Source organism: Clostridium sp. K04, assembly GCF_019734375.1.
Lineage (GTDB): Bacteria > Bacillota > Clostridia > Clostridiales > Clostridiaceae > Clostridium > Clostridium saudiense.
Genome location: NZ_JAASHD010000006.1, coordinates 47,263 through 68,629 on the forward strand (window position 1 = coordinate 47,263; position 21,367 = coordinate 68,629).

The 21,367-nt window shown below is 27.6% G+C and carries 15 protein-coding genes; 8 read left to right on the forward strand and 7 right to left on the reverse strand.

What is annotated here, in order from left to right; translation table 11 throughout:
• Window positions 1-100 precede the first annotated feature (100 nt).
• The 4 genes from HCG70_RS04120 to HCG70_RS04135 all read left to right on the forward strand — a co-directional run bounded on the left by HCG70_RS04120 (window position 101) and on the right by HCG70_RS04135 (window position 5,508).
• Window positions 101-1,261, forward strand: coding sequence for an LCP family protein (locus HCG70_RS04120; protein ID WP_052330580.1), 1,161 nt, complete (start codon window positions 101-103; stop codon window positions 1,259-1,261).
• A 214-nt stretch (window positions 1,262-1,475) separates the two neighbouring features.
• On the forward strand, window positions 1,476-3,461 hold the full coding sequence (pulA, locus tag HCG70_RS04125; RefSeq protein WP_042394568.1) for a type I pullulanase: 1,986 nt from the start codon (window positions 1,476-1,478) through the stop codon (window positions 3,459-3,461).
• A 105-nt stretch (window positions 3,462-3,566) separates the two neighbouring features.
• Window positions 3,567-4,379: a nucleotidyltransferase domain-containing protein gene (locus tag HCG70_RS04130; protein WP_042394565.1), complete on the forward strand. Its 813-nt coding sequence runs from the start codon at window positions 3,567-3,569 to the stop codon at window positions 4,377-4,379.
• A 73-nt stretch (window positions 4,380-4,452) separates the two neighbouring features.
• On the forward strand, window positions 4,453-5,508 hold the full coding sequence (locus HCG70_RS04135) for an aldose epimerase family protein (RefSeq protein WP_042394740.1): 1,056 nt from the start codon (window positions 4,453-4,455) through the stop codon (window positions 5,506-5,508).
• 54 nt (window positions 5,509-5,562) lie between these two features.
• On the opposite strand, the gene HCG70_RS04140 is transcribed toward HCG70_RS04135, so the two are convergent.
• The 4 genes from HCG70_RS04140 to HCG70_RS04155 are packed head-to-tail and all read right to left on the reverse strand — an operon-like array spanning window position 5,563 to window position 8,648.
• On the reverse strand, window positions 5,563-5,997 hold the full coding sequence (locus HCG70_RS04140; protein ID WP_042394560.1) for a Fur family transcriptional regulator: 435 nt from the start codon (window positions 5,995-5,997) through the stop codon (window positions 5,563-5,565).
• Window positions 5,998-6,018: 21 nt separating this feature from the next.
• Entirely contained in the window at window positions 6,019-6,861 is an 843-nt protein-coding gene (locus HCG70_RS04145; RefSeq protein WP_042394558.1) for a metal ABC transporter permease, read from the reverse strand.
• Window positions 6,862-6,864: 3 nt separating this feature from the next.
• Window positions 6,865-7,659, reverse strand: coding sequence for a metal ABC transporter ATP-binding protein (locus HCG70_RS04150; protein WP_042394555.1), 795 nt, complete (start codon window positions 7,657-7,659; stop codon window positions 6,865-6,867).
• Entirely contained in the window at window positions 7,656-8,648 is a 993-nt protein-coding gene (locus HCG70_RS04155; protein ID WP_055291418.1) for a metal ABC transporter substrate-binding protein, read from the reverse strand. Before HCG70_RS04155 ends, HCG70_RS04150 begins: the two co-directional genes overlap by 4 nt.
• Window positions 8,649-8,975: 327 nt before the next feature.
• Between HCG70_RS04155 and HCG70_RS04160 the strand changes: the two genes are divergently transcribed.
• Window positions 8,976-10,283, forward strand: a complete 1,308-nt coding sequence (locus HCG70_RS04160) for an NCS2 family permease (protein ID WP_042394737.1) — start codon at window positions 8,976-8,978, stop codon at window positions 10,281-10,283.
• A 108-nt stretch (window positions 10,284-10,391) separates the two neighbouring features.
• On the opposite strand, the gene HCG70_RS04165 is transcribed toward HCG70_RS04160, so the two are convergent.
• The gene (locus HCG70_RS04165) at window positions 10,392-10,832 is read right to left on the reverse strand and encodes a MarR family transcriptional regulator (protein WP_042394551.1); all 441 of its coding nucleotides are present in this window, start codon (window positions 10,830-10,832) and stop codon (window positions 10,392-10,394) included.
• A 182-nt stretch (window positions 10,833-11,014) separates the two neighbouring features.
• On the opposite strand from HCG70_RS04165, the gene HCG70_RS04170 reads away from it, so the two are divergent.
• Both HCG70_RS04170 and HCG70_RS04175 read left to right on the forward strand, forming a co-directional pair.
• Complete coding sequence (locus HCG70_RS04170; RefSeq protein ID WP_195953205.1) at window positions 11,015-13,258, forward strand: ABC transporter ATP-binding protein; 2,244 nt, start codon at window positions 11,015-11,017, stop codon at window positions 13,256-13,258.
• Window positions 13,251-15,101, forward strand: a complete 1,851-nt coding sequence (locus HCG70_RS04175) for an ABC transporter ATP-binding protein (RefSeq protein WP_055291419.1) — start codon at window positions 13,251-13,253, stop codon at window positions 15,099-15,101. The genes HCG70_RS04170 and HCG70_RS04175 overlap by 8 nt, the downstream gene beginning before the upstream one ends.
• A 54-nt stretch (window positions 15,102-15,155) precedes the next feature.
• Here the strand turns inward: HCG70_RS04175 and HCG70_RS04180 are convergent, their stop codons facing one another.
• Both HCG70_RS04180 and HCG70_RS04185 read right to left on the reverse strand, forming a co-directional pair.
• Window positions 15,156-16,397 carry a LysM peptidoglycan-binding domain-containing protein gene (locus tag HCG70_RS04180; RefSeq protein ID WP_042394544.1) on the reverse strand — a complete coding sequence of 414 codons (1,242 nt, stop codon included), beginning with the start codon at window positions 16,395-16,397 and terminating at the stop codon, window positions 15,156-15,158.
• 239 nt (window positions 16,398-16,636) lie between these two features.
• Complete coding sequence (locus HCG70_RS04185; RefSeq protein WP_042394542.1) at window positions 16,637-17,986, reverse strand: [Fe-Fe] hydrogenase large subunit C-terminal domain-containing protein; 1,350 nt, start codon at window positions 17,984-17,986, stop codon at window positions 16,637-16,639.
• 163 nt (window positions 17,987-18,149) lie between these two features.
• On the opposite strand from HCG70_RS04185, the gene HCG70_RS04190 reads away from it, so the two are divergent.
• Window positions 18,150-21,356: a two-component regulator propeller domain-containing protein gene (locus HCG70_RS04190; protein WP_042394539.1), complete on the forward strand. Its 3,207-nt coding sequence runs from the start codon at window positions 18,150-18,152 to the stop codon at window positions 21,354-21,356.
• The last annotated feature ends 11 nt before the right edge of the window (window positions 21,357-21,367 follow it).

The following is a 21,367-nucleotide window of genomic DNA, read 5'->3' on the forward strand; positions in this document are numbered from 1 at the left end:
ATAAATTGGTTTCATAAAATTGTAACAAATTAACACATATAATAAAAAATATGGTAAAATGTATAAATGATATATAGTGCATTAATAGGGGGCAATAAAATTGAGTGAAAAAACAGTAAATAAGAAAAAGAAACCTAAAAAAAGAACAATAATTCTTTCGATAATATTTATATTGGTGTTTGCTATGGTTGGGATATCTGCAAGCTATTATAGTTATGTTAAAAGTAAGATATATACAGAATCTAATGAAATAAAAATTAAAACTGTTGATAAGAAAAGTGAAGATGAAGTTAATTATAAAGAAGTTGAAGGAATTACTAATGTATTGTTAGTTGGAACAGATGGTAGAGATGTAAATGAAAAAGCAAGAGCAGATTCTATTATAATTGCAACTTTAGATAATAATAATAAGGAAATAAGATTAACATCATTGTTTAGAGATACGTTAGTTGATATTGAAGGGTATGGACCGCATAAATTGAATGCAGCTATGGCCTTTGGGGGAATAGATTTATTAAAAGATACAATACAGGAAACATATGATATAAGCATAGATAAATATATAATAATAAACTTTTGGGGATTTGAGGCTATAATAGATCAAATAGGTGGATTAGAGATAGATGTTAAAGACTATCAATTAGATGAATTAAATAAGTATATAGGTGAATCTACAGGTGGAAATGATTGTCCCGTTACAGAATCAGGATTGCAATTATTAAATGGAAAGCAAGCTTTATCTTATTCAAGAATAAGAAAAGGTGTTGGGGATGAATTTGAAAGAACGGAAAGACAGCGAGAAGTATTATTTAAAATTGCAGAAAAATTAAGAGAAACAAACCCAATAAAATATTTAGGAATTGTAAATAGTATGCTTGATTATTTAAATACTAATATAGATCCCTTGGATGCATTAGATATGGCATATACAATTTATAAATTTCCTAGTTTAGATACGAAACAAATTCATATACCAGTTACGGAATTATCAGATGATATGAACTATGGTGGAGAAGTAGGTTGGGTATTTATAATGGATAGAAAGCAAAATACGCAAATTTTACATGATTTTATATTTAATGATATAGAGCCAGATGAAAGTCAATTCGATTATAGTTCATTAAGAGAAGCGCTTAGTGAATACAGAACTGGTGAGTGGATTGAAAATTACCAAGATGATTATGAAGATGATAAATCGAGCGCAAGTGTAAATAATCAAGAAGATGATGAAGATATAATCTATACAGGTGATTGGGAATAATTAAGAAGGAAAATTGTTTATAATTAATTTAATAATTATGGACAATTTTCTTTTAATAAATAATAGTGGTTTACAATAAATTAAAATATATTAATAAAATTGCATTTGATTGTAGATAAGTCATAAAAAATAGTATAAAATTAAATATATGCTCGGAAACGTTTCCGAAAATTATAGTAAATGAATGAACTTTATGGTGGGGAGAGAGAGTATAATGAGTACTAAATTAAATTTTAATAATGATTTTGATAAAATATATGGTTATGATGGAGATTTAGGAGCTATTTATTCTAAAGATAAATGTAAATTTATATTATGGGCGCCAACAGCAGAAAATGTTCAATTAGCATTGTATGGTGATAATGGATATGATTTTGATTGTGAAGCTAAAGAAGTTTATACAATGAGTAAAGGTATTAATGGGACTTGGATAGTTGAAATAAATGGTGATTTTAATGGACAATTTTATAATTATTTAATTAATATAAATGGAAAAATTAGTGAAGTTGTGGATCCATATGCAAAAGCAGTAGGGGTTAATGGTAATAGAGGTATGGTCATTGATTTAAATACCACTAATCCAGAAGGATGGGAAAAGGATACTAAACCAGAATTAAAAAGTGCTACAGATTCAATAATTTATGAAGCTCATGTAAGAGATTTATCAATTGATGAAACATCTGGAATAAGTAACGAATATAAAGGCAAATTTAAAGCCTTAACTATTTGGGATTCATGTATTCCTGGAACAACTGTTAAAACAGTAGTAAATCATATAAAGGATATGGGATTTACTCACATTCATTTATTACCGGCTTTTGACTTTGGATCTATAGATGAAAATAAATTAGAACAGCCTCAATTTAATTGGGGGTATGATCCTAAAAATTATAATGTTCCTGAGGGTTCTTATTCTACTAATCCTTATTTAGGGGATGTTAGGATAAAGGAATTTAAAGAAATGGTTAAAGCATTACATGAAGCAGGAATAAGAGTGGTTATGGATGTTGTATATAATCATACTTATAACTTAGACTCTTGTTTAAATAATGCTGTACCAGGATATTATTATAGACAAGACGAAAATGGTGAATATAGTGATGCATCGGCATGTGGTAATGAAACTGCTTCAGAAAGATATATGTTTAGAAGATATATGGTTGATTCTGTTGTTTATTGGGCTAAGGAATATCACATTGATGGATTTAGATTTGATTTAATGGGAATACATGATATAGAAACTATGAAATTGATTAGGGAAGAGTTAAATAAAATTGATTCATCAATAATTATGTATGGAGAAGGATGGACTGGGGGTCCGAGTCCTTTAAAAGAAGAATTAGCAGCTTTAAAGAAAAATACTTATAAATTTGATAAGTTACAAATAGCAGCTTTTAGTGATGATTGTAGGGATGGTGTTAAAGGTCACGTTTTTTATGATGAAGAAACTGGCTTTGTAAATGGGAAAGATGGACTTGAAGAAACAATTAAATTTGCTGTAGTTGCATCAACACATCACAAGGATATAGACAAGGAAAATATAGTTTATTCTAATGAGTTTTGGGCTAATGAGCCATATCAAACAATAAATTATGCTTCAGCTCATGATAACTATACTCTTTGGGATAAACTTCAGATATCTACACCTAACTGTACAGAAGAAGAATTAATTGCTATGAATAAATTAATAGCAGGAATTATACTTACGTCTCAAGGAATTAGTTTTGTGCATGCAGGAGAGGAAATGGCAAGAACAAAAGAAGATGAAGAAGGAAAATTAGTAGAAAATAGTTTTGAGTCATCAGACAAAGTAAATAAAATTTATTGGGACAGAAAAGTTAAATATAAGGATTTATTTGAATATTATAAGGGATTAATATCATTAAGAAAAGAATATAAAGCATTTAGGATGAATACAAATGAAGAAATTAAAGAAAATATTCATTTCTTAAAAAAAGGTGTAAATTTTAGTGAAAATAATTTAGTAGCATATATTATTGATGCTAAAAATATAGATATTAAGTGTGAGAAAATTGCAGTTATTATTAATGCTAATAATAAGGATGTTGATGTAGAACTTGAGGAAAGTAATTGGCATGTTATGGTTGATGAAAAAACAGCAGGAAATGAAATTATTGAAACAATAAAAGATAGCAAAGTAAATGTTTCAAGAAAATCAATAAAGGTATTAATTAAATAGGATATTATTTTAAAAAAATAAGAATAAATTATATAGAATGCTTCTTTATTATTTATATAGTAGCATTCTATATATTATATTTAGGGAAAAAAGGAGTGAGATTTTATGGGAATGAACATGATTGTATATCAACTAGTTAACGAATTTAAGCGATTAAATGAAGTAGTTGCTATAGTATTAGCAGGTTCATGTGCAAGTGGAAGAAAGGACACTTATTCAGATATAGATATAGATATTATCATAGATAAAGAAATATCGATTAAGAAAAGGGAAGGTATTGCAAAGAAGTTTTCAGATTTAATGGAAATAAATAATACATTTTGGGGACCATCTGATGAATTTATAATTAGAAATTCATCAATAACGGTAGATATAGCATATTTTGAGTATGAATGGTTAGTTGATCAATTGAGAGATGTAGTTGATAATCATGTTGCACACATTGGATATACTACTTGTTTTTGGAATAATGTAATAAGCTCTTCTATAGTATATGATAGAGATAATAAGTTTAAAGATCTTCAAGAAAAATATACTATACCATATCCTGAAGAATTAAAGATAAATATAATAAAAAATAACTATCCAATTTTAAAAAATAATTTTTCAGCATACTATAATCAAATAGAAAAAGCGATAAACAGAAATGATATAGTAAATATAAATAACAGAATTTCAGCTTTTTTAGATAGCTATTTTGATATAATTTTTGCAATAAATGAAATACCACATCCAGGTGAAAAAAGGTTATTAAGTATTGTAGAAAAATCATGCGAAAAGTTGCCGGTTGATTTTGAAAGTAATATTAAGAAATTATTTGATAGTATAAGTAAGTGTGATATTAGTATATTGAGTAATATTGATAATATTGTAAAGCAGTTAGAAGTGATTTTAAAGGATGAAAAACTAATAAGTTAATCTGGAAATGTTTACACATGAAAGAGGAATTGGTATAATTAACTTTGAAATTGTTTTTAAAGAGGAGAGAAATATGGGAATTTTAAGAGAAGAAATGGAGAACAAAATTGATAATAAATCGATTTATATTTATACTTTAGAAAATAATATTTCAAAAGTTAGAATTACTAATTTCGGAGGTATAATTTTATCATTTGAAACAAGGGATAAAAATGGACAAAGTGATGATATTGTATTAGGATATGATAATTTTGAAGATTACAAAACAACTACAACATATTTGGGTGCTATAATTGGACGTTGTGCGAATAGAATAGCAAGTGCGTCTATAGACATTAATGGGGAAAAATATGAGTTAGCAAAAAATGATGGAAATAATCATCTTCATGGTGGAACTAAAGGATTTAATCGAGCAGTATGGGATTCTGAGATATTAGAAGATGATAATGGACAATATATAAAATTATCATATTTAAGCAAGGATGGGGAAGAAAATTATCCGGGAAATTTAAATGTTAATGTAGAGTATAGATTAACAGATGAAAATGAATTAGTTATTAATTATTTTGCAAAGAGTGATAAGGATACAATAGTAAATTTAACTAATCATTCATATTTTAATTTGAGTGGACATTCATCTGGAGATATTTTAAATCATAGAGTTAAGATTAATTCAAAAAAAATAACAGTATCAAATTCAGAAAGTATTCCAACAGGAGAAATAAGAGATATAATAGGAAGTCCTATGGATTTTACTGAATTTAAGTGTATTGGTAGAGATATTAATAAAGAATATGATCAATTAGTAAATGGTAATGGTTATGATCATAATTGGATTATAGATGATTATAATGGTGAACTAAAAAAGGTAGCAGAAGTTATAGATGATAATAGTGGAAGGGTATTAGAGGTATTTACAACTAAGCCAGGTATACAATTTTATACTGGAAATTTCCTGAATGAAAAAGAAGTGGGAAAAGGTGGGGTTAAATATAAAAAGAGACAAGGTTTATGTCTTGAAACTCAATATTTTCCGGATAGTTTACATCATAAAAACTTTACAAATGTAATATTAAATTCAGGAGAAGAATATAACCATACAACTATATACAAGGTTAGTACAAGATAAGAAAATAAAATAAATTTAAATGGCTCGTATCATAATTATACGAGCCATTTAAATTTATTTTTTATTTTTTTTACAGTTTTTACAGTAGCCATAAATTTCAAGTTTATGGTCAGTTACATCAAAATCCATATCATCTTTTAAATGTTTTTCATAAATGCATAAGGGACAATCGTTTAATGGAAAAACCTCTTTACACTGTTTGCATATTAAATGATGCATATGAGTTGAAGAGGTAATTTCATAAGAGGTTTTATTATCATCTCCTAATATACATTTAGATATAATGTTTTTATTTGATAAAGAATCAAGAATTTTGTAAATCGAAGATAAATTAATTGAAATTGAATTTTCTTTTAATTTTAGGTAAATTTCTTCAGCACTAATAGGCTGCTTACTTTCTACTATTATCCTAAGAACTGAAGTCCTATGTTTTGTAACCTTTAAACCATTTGATTTAAGGAGGTCACTAAAATTAATATCATTGTTCAATGTAATACCTCCATAAAAATGCTATATAAATTTACGTTTAGCAAGTAAAGTTATAAAGAATATAACTGATGCAACAAGAACTATAGTTGCACCTGTAACAGTATTAAGATAGTAAGATATTATTAGTCCAACAATTCCAGAAAAAATAGCAATCAATATTGAAAATAAATGATATTGACGAACGTTTTTTGAAATATTACGAGCAGCAGCTGCTGGTAAAACTAAAAGTGAATTTATAATTAATAAACCTACCCATCTTATAGTTATTGTTACAATAACAGCAATAGTACAAGTAAATATAATTTCTATTAATAATGTATTCATACCACGACTATTAGCAAGTGAGGTATTTAAGCTTGTAACAAGGAGTTTATTAAATATTAATACCCAAAGTGTAATTACAGCTATGAATACAAATATTAATAATACTATTTGCCCTTGAGAGATACTAAGTAAATCACCAACTAAATATGATGAAAATTTACTTAAACTACTTGAAAAACTCATAAGTACTAATCCTAAAGCAATAGACATAGAAGAGAATACCCCTATTATTGTATCGGTAGAAGAAGTTCCTTTATTTTTAATTACAGTTATTGCAATTGCAAAACAAACTGAAAATAAAGTAGCTCCCCACATAGGATCCATTCCACCTAAAAGTATACCAAGAGCTATTCCAGTAAATGCTCCATGTCCTAATGAATCTGCAAAAAAGGACATTTTATTACTTACAACCATCGTGCTTAATAAACCGAATAGTGGGGTAATAATTAAAATAGCTATAAAAGCATTTTTCATGAATGTATGAGAAAGCCACTGAAATGGTAAAAGAAAATCAATGGCATTATATAAACTGTCAAACATCTTTTAAAGTCCTCCTGTTTTAGATGAATCTTCATTTGAAGCATTAAATGATAATCCAAATATTTTTTTTGTAGCTGGATCATTAAATACTTGATTAGGAGTACCGGAACATACTACTGTACCGTTTATAAGTGCTACACGATCTGAATACTTATATACTAAATCTAAATCATGAGAAACTAAAATAATAGATAAATCATAATTCTTTTTAATATCTAGTAATATTTGATAAAATAAATCTAAACCATTTTGATCTACACCAGAAACAGGCTCATCAAGCAAAAGTATATTAGGAATAGGGTCTAATGCTAGTGCGAGTAAAACTCTTTGCAGTTCTCCTCCAGATAAAGCACCTAAACGTCTATCTATTAAATAGGGAACTTTAACTCTATTTAAACTTTCTAATACTTCTTCACGCAACTTTTTTTTAGGCTTAATCCATGAAGGTTTTGTTGTTTTACAACAGACAAATAAATCAAGCACGCTAATTGGTGTATTCTTATCAAAAGTTAAATATTGAGGTACATAGCCAATTATAGGTTGGTGATAAGTATTATCATTTTGACCAGTAAAGGTTAAGTTTCCAGTATGTTTAACTTCACCAAGTAAAGCTTTAAGAAGTGTACTTTTTCCAGCTCCATTAGGTCCAATAATGGAAGTAAGCTCTCCACAATGAATGTGGAGATTTACATCTTTAAGTATTTCATTATTACCAATAGTAACAGAAAAATTATCAATCTTTGTACAGCAAAAGTTATTACAGCTGTTATTTTTATTAAAGTTAGCTTTTTTTATCATTTTAACGCCTCTTTTAAAACATCAAGATTTTTTTGCATTTTATTTATATAATCATCATATGCATCAGAATTAGCATCCCCAGTTACTATAGGATCTAATTCATAAACTGTAGCTCCAGTTTCATTAGCTATAGTTTGTGCAACTTGAGATGAATATTGAGGTTCGGTAAATAGAGCCTTTATATTGTTTGCTTTTACAGTAGCAATTATATTTTCGATTTCCTTAGCAGATGGTTCAGAATCAGGTTCTATTTCTATAACACCAACAATATTTAAATTAAATTCTTCAGCAAAATATGGGAATGCTTCATGGAAAGTAATTATATCTCTGTTTGGTAAGCTATCTAATTCAGCATGCATTTCAGTTTTTAATGCCTCTAATTTAGAAACATAAGCATTAGTATTTGCTTCATAAGCATCTTTATTTTCAGGATCTAAATTTTCAAGTTGAGAAGCAATATTTTTTACTTCAGCTATATTACCTGAAACACTAACCCATATATGAGCATTGTATTCATGATCGTGGTCGTGGTTGTCATCAGCATCAGCATCGTGATCGTGGTCGTGGTCATCATCAGCATCATGATCATCATCATGACTATGTATATCATCTTCTAAAAGATTAAGTCCAGAACTAGCATCTATTATTTCAAGATTTGGATATTGAGAAATTATAGTATCTAAGAATGATTCCATTCCAGCGCCATTTATAATTAGAATATCAGCATTTTCTAGTGTTTTTAAATCTTGAGGTGTAAGCTGATAATCATGTAAACAACCAGTTTGAGATTTTGTCATATTTGTAAGTGTTACATTAGGAATATCCTTTACAATATTTAACGTTGATATATATATAGGATAGAATGATGTTACTATATTTAAAGTATCATCTTCGCTAGATTTATCAGAAACTTGAGTGTTATTACAACCTATAAATAATAATGAAGTTACTAATAATATTGATAATAGTTTTGGTATTTTAAATTTCATAATTTGTCCTCCTAAAGTCAAATGATAATAATTTGCAATTATAATATTAATTATACACTTTTTAGTTTAAATGTAAATTATAATTTTTTTTATTAAATTGATAGTATAATAAAAGTTTCGACAGTAAAATATAAAAATGCATAAAAAAATTCAAATATGAATAAAAAAGTATAAAAATAAAAAAATGTTCGTAAAAACTATTGGATTTTTAAAAAATTCTGTTATTATATATAAGGTAACTCATTCTTCAATTCGATGAATGAGTAAATTTGGAGAAGAAAATAAAATTTGAACTCTAATTTTAAAACAAAAGAAAAAGGTGATTTAATGAACAAGTTTTTAGATAATTACTTTAAACTTAAAGAAAACAATACAAATACAAAGCAAGAATTTATTGCAGGTATTACAACATTTATGACAATGGCATATATACTTGTAGTTAATCCAAGTATTTTATCAGCAGCTGGTATGGATTCTGGAGCTGTATTTACAGCAACAGCTTTATCATCTATAATTGCAACATTAGTGATGGGATTATATGCAAAATTACCATTTGCGTTAGCTCCTGGTATGGGATTAAATGCATTCTTTGCATATACTGTAGTTTTATCAATGGGATATTCATATCAATTTGCTTTAACAGCAGTATTATTAGAAGGAATAATTTTCTTATTATTAACAGCATTTAATGTAAGAGAAGCCATTGTTGATTCGATTCCAGTAAATATAAAAAGAGCTATTTCTGTTGGTATAGGATTATTCATAGCCTTACTAGGACTAGAAGGCGCAGGGATAGTTATTCATCCAGCAGATGGAGGGACAATAGTATCTTTAGGAAATATTACTTCAGGAACAGGACTTTTGGCAATTATAGGAATAGTAATTACAGGTATATTAGTTGCGAGAAAAGTTAAGGGGGCATTATTCTTAGGAATGATAATAACTGCTATAATAGGTATACCTATGGGAGTAGTAAATCTTCCAGATAAGATTTTTAGTATGCCACCATCAATAAGTTCAACATTTATGCAGTTTGAATGGCATAATATTTTTTCTTGGGATATGGTAATAGTATTATTTACTTTATTATTTATGGATATGTTTGATACTATAGGAACTTTAGTTGGAGTTGCAACTAAAGCAAATATGTTAGATAAAAATGGGAAAGTACCAAATATTAAGAAGGCGTTATTTGCAGATGCAATAGGAACAACTGTTGGTGCATGTCTTGGAACAAGTACAGTTAGTACTTTTGTTGAAAGTGCATCAGGTGTTGCAGAAGGAGGAAGAACTGGATTAACAGCAGTATCTACAGCGTTTATGTTCTTCTTAGCATTATTCCTATCACCAATATTTGGAGTGTTTACTTCAGCAGTTACAGCTTCAGTTTTAGTTATAGTTGGATTATTTATGATAGAAAATATAAAAGAATTAGATTTAGAAGATTATACTGAAGCAATTCCAGCATTCTTGACAATAATAATGATGCCATTTGCATATTCAATTTCAGATGGTATAGTATTTGGGGTTGTATCATATATACTATTAAAGTTATTTACAGGTAGATGGAAAGAAGTTACTTGGCCAACAGTAATGGTTGGAGTAATATTTGTATTAAAATTCATATTTATATAAAAAGTTTAGTTTAAAACAAATTAGGGCAAAGGCTCACTTGATAAATTATCGAGTGAGCCTTTGCCTTTGCACATTTTTTTTATTATAAAATATAGTATAAGAGTAGTTTTAAAATTTCTTTATTACAGATAATAATGATTCTAAAGAAGTAGATAAAGTATTTATGTCCTCATCATTTAAAGAAGAAAGTTTTTCTTTGATTATTTCTTTAACATAATCTTGAGTTTCTTTTAAGAATTCTAGGGCTTTTGGCGTAGTTTGTATTAATATAACTCTTCTATCAGTAGGATCATAGTCTCTTGTAACAAGACCTTCTTCAACTAATTTATCGATTACAGGAGTCATATTAGGTTTAGAAATACAAAGTTCTTTAGCCATTTTAGAAATTGATATTGGTCCATGGTGTATTAAATAAAATAATACCTTTATATGTGAATGCGGAACATTAAATTTTTTTGTAAGAACAGTAGGATTAAAAATATGTCTATTTAGAGATAATAATAGTAGATATAGATTATCAGATATTTCGTTTAAATATAAAGTAGTCATTTTAGCCTCCTTACAATAATAACTGATAATATTATAATCTATAAAAAAATAGTTTACAATACATAGTTATATAAATATAACTATTATAAAATGATAATTATTGTGTTGACAGATAATAGTTATAAAAATATAATTATTATAAAAATAGAAATATATTAATTTAAATAAGGAGAAGAGAGCTTATGCTTAATTTATTAAAACATCTAAAGCCTTTTGTTGGGTCAATGATACTTGCAGTAGCATTATTATTTGTTCAAGCTATATGTGACTTATCATTACCAGACTATATGTCGGATATAGTCAATGTGGGAATACAACAAGGTGGAGTAGAAAATGCTGTTCCTAAAGTTATTAAATCATCAGAAATGAAAAAGTTATTTATTTTCATGGATGATAATCAAAAGACAGTCGTAGATGATAATTATATTTTATTAGATAAAGATAATCTTACTACTGATGAGTATAATAAATATCTAAAAGACTATCCGGAACTAGAAAATGAAAGTATTTATAAGTTAAATACTAAAGAGAAAGAAAAACTAGATAAGTTAAACAACATATTTGGAAAACCAATGCTTATTGTTTCAATGTTAGAATCTAAAGGGTTAAGTGGAGTTCCAGGTATTGATGGCATGGCTACACAAGGTATGGATTTATCTACTATGGATCCTTTTGAAGTGTTAAATATGATGCCTCAAGATCAAATTGATAGTATGTTATCAAATGTTGATGAAAAATTAGCTGATATGCCTGAAAGTATGATAACTCAATCAGCTACTAGCTATGTAAAAGAACAATATAAAGATATTGGTATTAATACTGACAAGCTTCAATCTAATTATGTAATCGTAGCTGGAGTAAAAATGGTTGGTATTGCATTAATTAGTATGGTAGCAACAGTGTTTGTAAGCTTTATAGCTGCAAGAGTTGGTGCTGCATTAGGTAGAAATTTAAGAAAAGATGTATTTAATAAAGTTGTTGGTTTCTCAAATACGGAATTTGATGAATTTTCAACAGCATCACTTATTACTAGAACAACTAATGATATACAACAAATTATTATGCTTGTTGTAATGGGATTAAGAATTGTATTCTATGCACCTATATTAGGTATTGGTGGCGTTATTAAGGTTATTAATACTGGAGCATCAATGGGATGGGTAATTGGAGTTGCAGTAATATCGATATTACTTTTAGTAATTGTATTATTTACCTTTGCTATGCCGAAATTTAAAAGTGTACAAAAACTTGTTGATAGATTAAATCTTGTTACAAGAGAAAGTTTAACTGGTATGCTTGTTATACGTGCTTTTAGTACTCAAAAGTATGAAGAAGATAAATTTGAAGTTGCAAATAAGAACTTAACAAAAACAAACCTTTTTGTTAATAGAATTATGACAACAATGATGCCATTAATGATGTTTATAATGAATGCTATAACATTATTAATAGTATGGGTTGGAGCGCATAGAATTGATGAAGGTATTATGCAAGTTGGTACAATGATGGCATTCATGCAATATACTATGCAAATAATTATGGCATTCTTAATGATATCAATGGTTTCAGTTATTTTGCCAAGAGCTATGGTTTCAGCTCAACGTGTATCTGAAGTTTTAAATGTTGATGTAGTAGTTAAAGATTCTGATAATTTACAAACATTTAACCATGATGAAAAAGGAACTATTGAATTTAAGAATGTTTCATTCAGATATCCTGGAGCTGATGAGGATGTAATAAGTAATGTTAGTTTCAAAGCTCTTCCAGGAGAAACTACTGCATTTATTGGTAGCACAGGTAGTGGTAAATCTACATTGATCAATTTAATACCTCGTTTCTATGATGCAACTGAAGGTGAAATATTAATTGATGGCGTAAATATAAAAAATGTATCTCAATATGATTTAAGAGAAAAGATAGGATTTATCCCTCAAAAAGGACTTTTATTCTCAGGTACAATTGAAAGTAACTTAAAATATGGTGGAGATCATATAAGTGATGAAGATATGATAAAAGCTTCTGAAATTGCTCAAGCAATGGAATTTATAAATAGTAAAGAAGAGAAATTTAATACAGAAATTGCTCAAGGCGGTACAAATGTTTCAGGTGGTCAAAAGCAAAGATTAGCAATTGCACGTGCTATAGCTAAAAAACCAGAAGTATTTATATTTGATGATAGTTTCTCAGCATTAGATTTTAAGACAGATGCTAAGCTTAGAAAAGCAATAAATACTGAATTAAAAGAAAGTACACTTTTAATTGTTGCTCAAAGAATAAGTACTATAATGAATGCAAATCAAATTATAGTTCTTGATGAAGGTAAGGTTGTTGGTAAAGGAACTCATAAAGAGCTTATGAAAAACTGTGAAGTTTATCAACAAATAGCTCTATCACAACTTTCAAAGGAGGAGCTTTCAAATGAGTAAGCACAGAATGAGAGGCCCAATGGGTGGAGGTCCGATGGGTGGAATGGGAAAAGGTGGCGAAAAGGCTAAAGATTTTAAAAAGACTATGAAGACTCTTGCAAAATATCTAAAGCCTTATAGTTTATCTATAATAATTGTTATAATATTTGCTATTGGTTCTGCTGCATTTTCAATTGTAGGACCAAAGATATTAGGAGAAGCAACTACAGAAATATTTAATGGATTAGTTAAAAAAGTTACAACTACTAATGCTGAAGGAATTAACTTTACTCGTATAGGTGAAATTATTTTATTCTTAGTAGGATTATATTTAATTAGTGTAATTTTCTCGTTGATACAAGGATGGGTAATGTCAGGAGTTGCTCAAAAAGTATCTTATAATATGAGAAAAGAAATCTCTGAAAAAATTAATAGAATGCCACTTAAATATTTTGATACTAAAACACATGGAGAAGTATTATCAAGGGTGACAAATGATGTTGATACAGTGAGTCAAACTTTAAACCAAAGTTTATCACAAATGTTAACAGCGGCAACTACACTTATTGGTGTACTTATAATGATGTTTTCAATAAACTGGATAATGACATTAGCTTCATTAATTGTAATTCCAGTTTCTGTAGGATTAATTGCTGTTGTTGTTAAAAAATCTCAAAAGTATTTTAAAACTCAACAAGAGTATTTAGGATATGTTAATGGTCAAGTTGAAGAAGTTTATTCTGGTCATAATGTAATGAAGGCATTTAACGCAGAAGAAAGAGAAATAAATAAATTTACTGAACTTAATGATACGCTTTATAATAGTGCTTGGAAATCACAATTTTTATCAGGTATGATGATGCCTATAATGACTTTTGTAGGTAACTTAGGATATGTTATAGTATCAATACTTGGTGGATGGTTAGCTATAAAAGATGTTATTCAAGTTGGTGATATTTTATCTTTTGTTCAATATATTAGATCATTTATGCAACCAATAAGTCAAACTGCACAAATAGCAAATGTACTTCAATCAACTGCCGCAGCTGCTGAAAGAGTATTTGAATTCTTAGATGAAGAAGAAGAATGTTTAGATGTTGAAAATCCAGTAAGCACTGATAATATAGAAGGAAAAGTTGATTTTAAGGATGTTCATTTTGGATACAATCCAGAAAGAACAATAATTAATGACTTTACAGCACATATAAAACCAGGTCAAAGAGTTGCAATAGTAGGTCCAACTGGTGCTGGTAAGACAACAATGGTTAAACTTCTTATGAGATTCTATGATGTTAATGACGGAGCTATTTTAATTGATGGTCATAATATTAAAGACTTCAAAAGAAATGACTTAAGAAAAATGTTTGGTATGGTTCTTCAAGATACATGGTTATTTAATGGAACTATAATGGATAACTTACGTTATGGTAGATTAGATGCTACAGATGAAGAAGTTAAAGAAGCCGCAAAAGCAGCACATGTTCATAGCTTTATAAAAACATTACCTCATGGGTATGATATGGAATTGAATGAAGAAGCAAGTAACGTATCACAAGGACAAAAGCAATTATTAACTATTGCTCGTGCAATATTAGCAGATCCTAAGATATTAATCCTTGATGAAGCTACAAGCTCGGTTGATACAAGAACTGAAGTGTTAATTCAAAAGGCAATGGATAACTTAATGCATGGAAGAACAAGCTTTATAATTGCTCATAGACTTTCTACAATTAGGGATGCTGATTTGATTTTAGTTATGAAGGATGGAGATATAGTAGAGCAAGGAAACCATGAAGAGTTATTAGCTAAGGGTGGATTCTATGCAAATCTTTATAACAGTCAATTTGAAAATGCAGAAGCATAGATTAAAATATTATATTATTTAAGAGGGAAACTCCAATTTACTGGAGTTTCCTTTTTAGCATAACCTTATTTTTAAGCCAGGTTTTAAAACATCTAAGTTAGATATATTATTAATTTTAATTAATTCTTCAATGGATAAACCAAACATAGATGCTATTTCCTTTAATGAATCTCCCTCTTTTAATAGATATATTCCTGAAGAATATATCTGAAGAACTTCATGCTTGTTAATAATGTTTGGATTTTCAATATTATTTAACTTGGCAAGTTTTAAATAGCTTATATTAAATTTTTTTGAAATATCAATAAGCGTATCATTATCCTTCACAACATATGTGAAAGGATATTTACAGTTTTCTATTTTCCAGTTTTGAATTGTAAGGTTATGAGATAATGGAGAAATGTTAAAAGTTTTTTTTATAGGCATGCCTTCAATACTAATTGAAATATTATCAGTATTATAGAAATCTTTTAGTGTATTATAAATTGAATAATAAAATAAAGTATTATATTCTGAATTATTATTTAAATTAAGCAATATATCCTTAGAAAAATCTATACTAACAGAATTATTATTTAAATTATAATTCATTTTATTAATTACAGTATTTCTATTAATTAGTGGTAATAATCCTTTAGGCGAAGATTCGAACTCTTTAGAAAAAACTATTGAAGGGTCATCATTAGTATTAAAAATTATAGGTTTTTCAACAGACCAAATAGTATTTAGATTTTTATCAGGATAATAAAATTTTATTTTTTTTAAATAAGGAGTATCTTCTAAGATATCTTCTAATTCAAAGAAAAGAAATCCTTTTTTCTTGATATAGTAAATGCTTTTTACTAAACCTATACCTAGTACATAATAGTTTATTGAAAATTGAGAATTGTTTTTTGCTGTTGTAACAACTTCTATGGCTGAATCATAAAGCTTAAATTGGGTTTGGACCTTCACATCGATATTTGTAATACAGCGTTTGCTACCATCAGATAAAATCCAAATATTATCTTTAGAGATAGGATCTTTTATCAAATAGTTATTTATACAACCTGTATGAGTTGTAAAGTCTTGACGATATAATGATTTGCCTGTGTAGTAGCAAAGTTTAATACCATCAGGAGTGTATTCATAAACATTAACAAAAGAATTTATACCATTATCAAATTTAATTTGAATTTTATCATTATTAATATATTCAATATATCTTTTAAAGGTAAAAGTATCATTGTTTATTCCTTTATAGATATAAATTGAATTTGATTTAGGTGGAAGATAGTCTTTTGATTGTATTATCATAGTTACTCACCTCGTAATCATTTGTGTAATAATTTTTTTGATTGTTATTATAGTATATGAATTTGATAACAGCTGTGATTAAAGGCTTATATAAGTTTTTTGGTTATAAAAATTTGAATAAACTCATTATTTATCTTTACTAGTATAAATAAGTATTAAAAAATAAATTTTAATTTTATTTATAGTAAAAAAGCTACTGCTAATAGTTATTAGCAATAGCTTACTAAATATGTTAAATACTAAAAATCTCTTTCTAACATACTGATTTTTTGAGGATCTTCAAAATCTTTTAATGATGTAATTCCTATCTTTTCTAATACGTCATCAAGGATTTTGCTATGAACAGCAACTTTGATTGAAGCATCATAAGCAAATTTATCAACTGCTTTTTTTGCATCATCAGGAGGTACTAGAATTTTAGGACCGCCAACACAACCGCCAACGCAGCCCATTCCTTCAAGGAAACTTGCATCTAATTCTCCTTTCATTGCTTTATCAAGAGCTTCTTTACATTCCTTTACTCCTTCTACTTTTTTAGCTTTAAAGTACTTAATCTTATCAGGATATAATTCTTCTACAGCTTCTGAAACTGCAATTGAGACACCACCAGTTCTAGCATATAGTCTTCCGCCTCTTGAAGTATATTCTATAGAAGGGATTCCTTTTAAATCTCTTGGATGGAAATCAAATGCTTTAAATATATCATTTAACTCTTGGAAAGTTAGTACGAAATCAATAGCATCTGCAACATCTGGAGCTTTAGCTTCAGCTTTTTTTGCAATACATGGACCTATAAATACAACTTTTGCATCTTTATTAAGGGCCTTTATCACTCTTCCGGCTGCGATCATAGGTGATACAGAAGGAGACAGATTAGGAATTAAATCTTTGTAAACTTTTTTTAGCATTCCAACCCACATTGGGCAACAACAAGATGTAATCATTAAGTCCTTTGGACTTTTAACATGTTTATTAAATTCTACAGCTTCTTTAATTGTTAGCATATCAGCAGCAAAAGCTACTTCAATCATATCTGTAAAGCCTATTTTTATAAAGGCAGCTCTTAACTGATCCATAGTAACATCTTCACCAAATTGTCCCATGATAGCAGGGGCAACAGCTGCTATGACTGTTTTATTATTTTTTATTAAATCCATAATAGGTAAAAATTCAGTTTTATCTAAAATACGTCCATCTTTACAAGAGTCAACGCAAATTCCACAATCAATACAAATATCTTTATCAATGACTGTTGTTTTATTTTTATTATCGTAAACTATGGCATTAAAGGGACAGGCTTTTTGGCAACTGTAAACATTGTTTTTATCTGGTTTGCAAGTTGCACCAGAACATTCAAGTTTTTCAACTATTTTTTTATTAACATTATATTCGGTAATTGCCTTTTTTAAATTATAAACATAATTATTATCAAATTTAATATCAACACCACATAAAGAAGTTATTATTGCAAAGGTTTCTTGTGGAGACTTTTCGTGACAAGTGATTATTTTATTTAATGTTTCATCAAAATTTCCATCATAATAGGATTTGATTAATATATCAAATAAATCAACATATTTATTATTCATAATATACCTCCCAAAAATAAATAATGTTTGTATATTTTAGTATTTCTCTTTATAGATAAAAATAAACAGATAAAGCTTATAAAATAAAACGATTTTTTAATAGTATGAAAATTATTCAAAATATAGTATAATTTTAACTAAATATGATGAAAAAGAGGGAAAAATGAAGAATATATTTACTAAAATTGGAATTATATATTTAATAATATTATTATGCAACAAATGTATAAATATATATGCTTTTGATAAAAATAGTATAAATTTTGAAAGTATAACTATAGATGACGGTTTATCCCAATCCTTAGTTGAATATATATACCAAGATAGTTTTGGTTATATATGGATAGGAACTAATGATGGTTTAAACAGATATAATGGAAATGATATTAAAGTATATAAAAATATTAAAAATGATACTAATAGTATTAGTAATAATATGATTAGTTCTATTGTAGAAGATAGTGAGCAAAACTTATGGATAGGTACTGATGGAGGATTAAATAAATTAAATTTAGTTACTGGTGATATAACGAGGTATTTAGTGTCGGACGAAGATAAAAGTATATCTAATACAGTTGTTGATGAAGTATTTATAGATTCGAAAGGAAGACTTTGGGTTTGCACTATTAATGGACTAAATTTATATGATAAAAAGAATGATAAATTTATAAAAGTAGCTACAGAGTATTTAGAAAATAAAGGGCTTCAAGATATTACTGAAGATCATGAAGGGAATATTTGGGTTTCTACAAGAGAAGGATTATATAAATATAATCCTAATAATAAATCTGTAGAAGAATTTTTACATGATGAAAATAACAAGGATACAATTAGTGAGAATAATATATTTTCTATATATTATAGTGAAAAAAAACTATGGATTGGAACTAAAACAGGTGGCCTAAATGTTATGAACTTAGAAGATAATAGTATAAAGGTATATACTAATAATCCTGATGATCCAAATTCCATTCCTAGTAATTTTATAAGAGATATACTTATAGATAGAAATGGGTATATGTGGTTAGCTACAGATCAAGGTTTAGCTTTGTTTGATCAACAATATGATAAGTTTTATACATTTAAAAATAATTTAGGTAAATATAGTATTTGTGATGATAATACTATTAGTTTATATGAAGATAAATTAGGGGTAATATGGGTAGGTACATTTAATGGAGTAAGTAAGTTCTTACCAAACAAAGATTTTAAAGTTTATAGAAATAATTCAAGCGATAGTAATTCATTAAGTAGTAGCAGTGTTTGTGGGATATATGAAGATAGTGAAGGTATGTTATGGGTTGGAACATTTAATGCTGGAATAAATAAAATAAATAAAGCTAATGATGAAGTAACTAGATATTATAGTGATCTTAATAACAATAATTCATTAAGTAGTAATAGAATAAAAGACATAACTGGAATAGATAATGAAATTTGGATTGCTACTGATAATGGATTAAATAAGTATGATAAAAGTAATGATAAATTTACTATTTATAAAAAAACAGATGATGAGAATAGTATTGTAAATAATGAAATAAGAGTATTATATATTGATAAAGCAGGAATACTTTGGATAGGTACTAGAGGGGGAATATGTACCTTTGATAGAAAAGGAAATTTTACTTCATATAATGAAATATTAGAGCAAAATGGGATATATGAAAAAACTATTAGTGCTATATATGAAGATAATGAAGGAACAATGTGGTTTGGGCTTGGAAATGAAGGAGGATTAGTAAGATATAATAAGGAAACAGGCGAGATTAAGAATTATTTAGCTGATGATAATAATATTAATTCATTGAGTTTTAATAATGTAAGAGCTATAGCAGAAGATAGTTCGGGTTATATATGGATAGGCACACAAAGTGGGTTAAATAGATTTGATAAGCAAAGAGAAGAATTTACAACATATACGTATAGTGATGGTTTATCTAATGATTTTATTTATGGTGTAATAGTAGATGATAATGATAATGTATGGGTTAGTACTAACTATGGAATATCTATGTATGACCAAAAAGAAGATAAATTTATAAGGTATTACGAAGATGATGGACTAGCTACCAATGAATACAATGGATTTTCATATCATAAAAATTCACAGGGAAATATATATTTTGGAGGAGTAAATGGATTAACTGAATTTAATCCATTAGATATTAAGATAAAAATGAATACTAGCAATGTAATAGTTGATAGTATAAAGACAAGTGCAGGAATAGAGGTAAATGAAAAAGATAATATTGTTTTAGAGTATGATTCTAGAGAGTTATATATTAAGTTTTTTGTTCCGGAATATAAAAATATAAGCCAAATGCAATATGCATATAAGCTTGAAGGAATGGATGATGAATGGACATTTTCTGGTAATGAAAATTACGCAAGATATGCAAGCCTAGCGCCAGGGAAATATAAAATGCTTATAGCTGGAAGAAATTATAATGGTGTTTGGTCCGATGTGTTAGAGATAAATATTAAGGTGAAGAATTCGATTTGGAGAACACCAATAGCATATTGTACATATATAATTATAATACTAATTATAATATATATATATTATAATCAGGTGAAAATATTAGATGCATTAGTAAGACAGAGAACTCAAGAACTAAATGATAAATTAAATGAAAATAAGAAATTATATGAAAGACTTATAGAGTTAGAAAAATATAAGAATAATTATTTTGTTAATTTATCTCATGAACTTAGAACACCATTAAATGTTATTTTATCTATAGAACAATTAATAAGTTCATTAACTAAATCTGGAGTTCAAATATCTATTGAGAAAATGGATACATATATGAGTACTTTAAAGGGAAATTCTCAGAGGCTTTTAAATTTAATTAATAATATTATTGATACATCTAAGATAGATTCTGGGTTTTATAGATTAGATAAGGAAGAGGTAAATATAGTAACACTTGTTGAAGATACTGCTTTATCAATGGTTGAACTTGCGGAAGTTAAAGGCCTAGAAATTATAATTGATCCAGAAATAGAAGAGTTATTTATAAATTGTGATAAATTAGATATAGAAAGATGTATAATAAACTTAATTGGAAATGCTATTAAATTTACTGACGTGGGTGGTACTATAACCGTTAGTATTTGTGAATTAGAAGGAAAAGTTAAAATAGGGGTTAAAGATACTGGAATAGGTATAGATGAAAAGTATCATAAGAATATTTTTGATAGATTCGGTCAGGTTAATAGTGTGTCTTCTGAGGTATTTGGAGGTAGTGGATTAGGATTAACTTTAACTAAGAATTTAATTAATCTTCATGGAGGAGAAATTACTGTAATTAGTGAAATTGGAAAAGGGAGTGAGTTTAGTATTATATTGCCTATACAAGAGTAAAAAGGAATGCA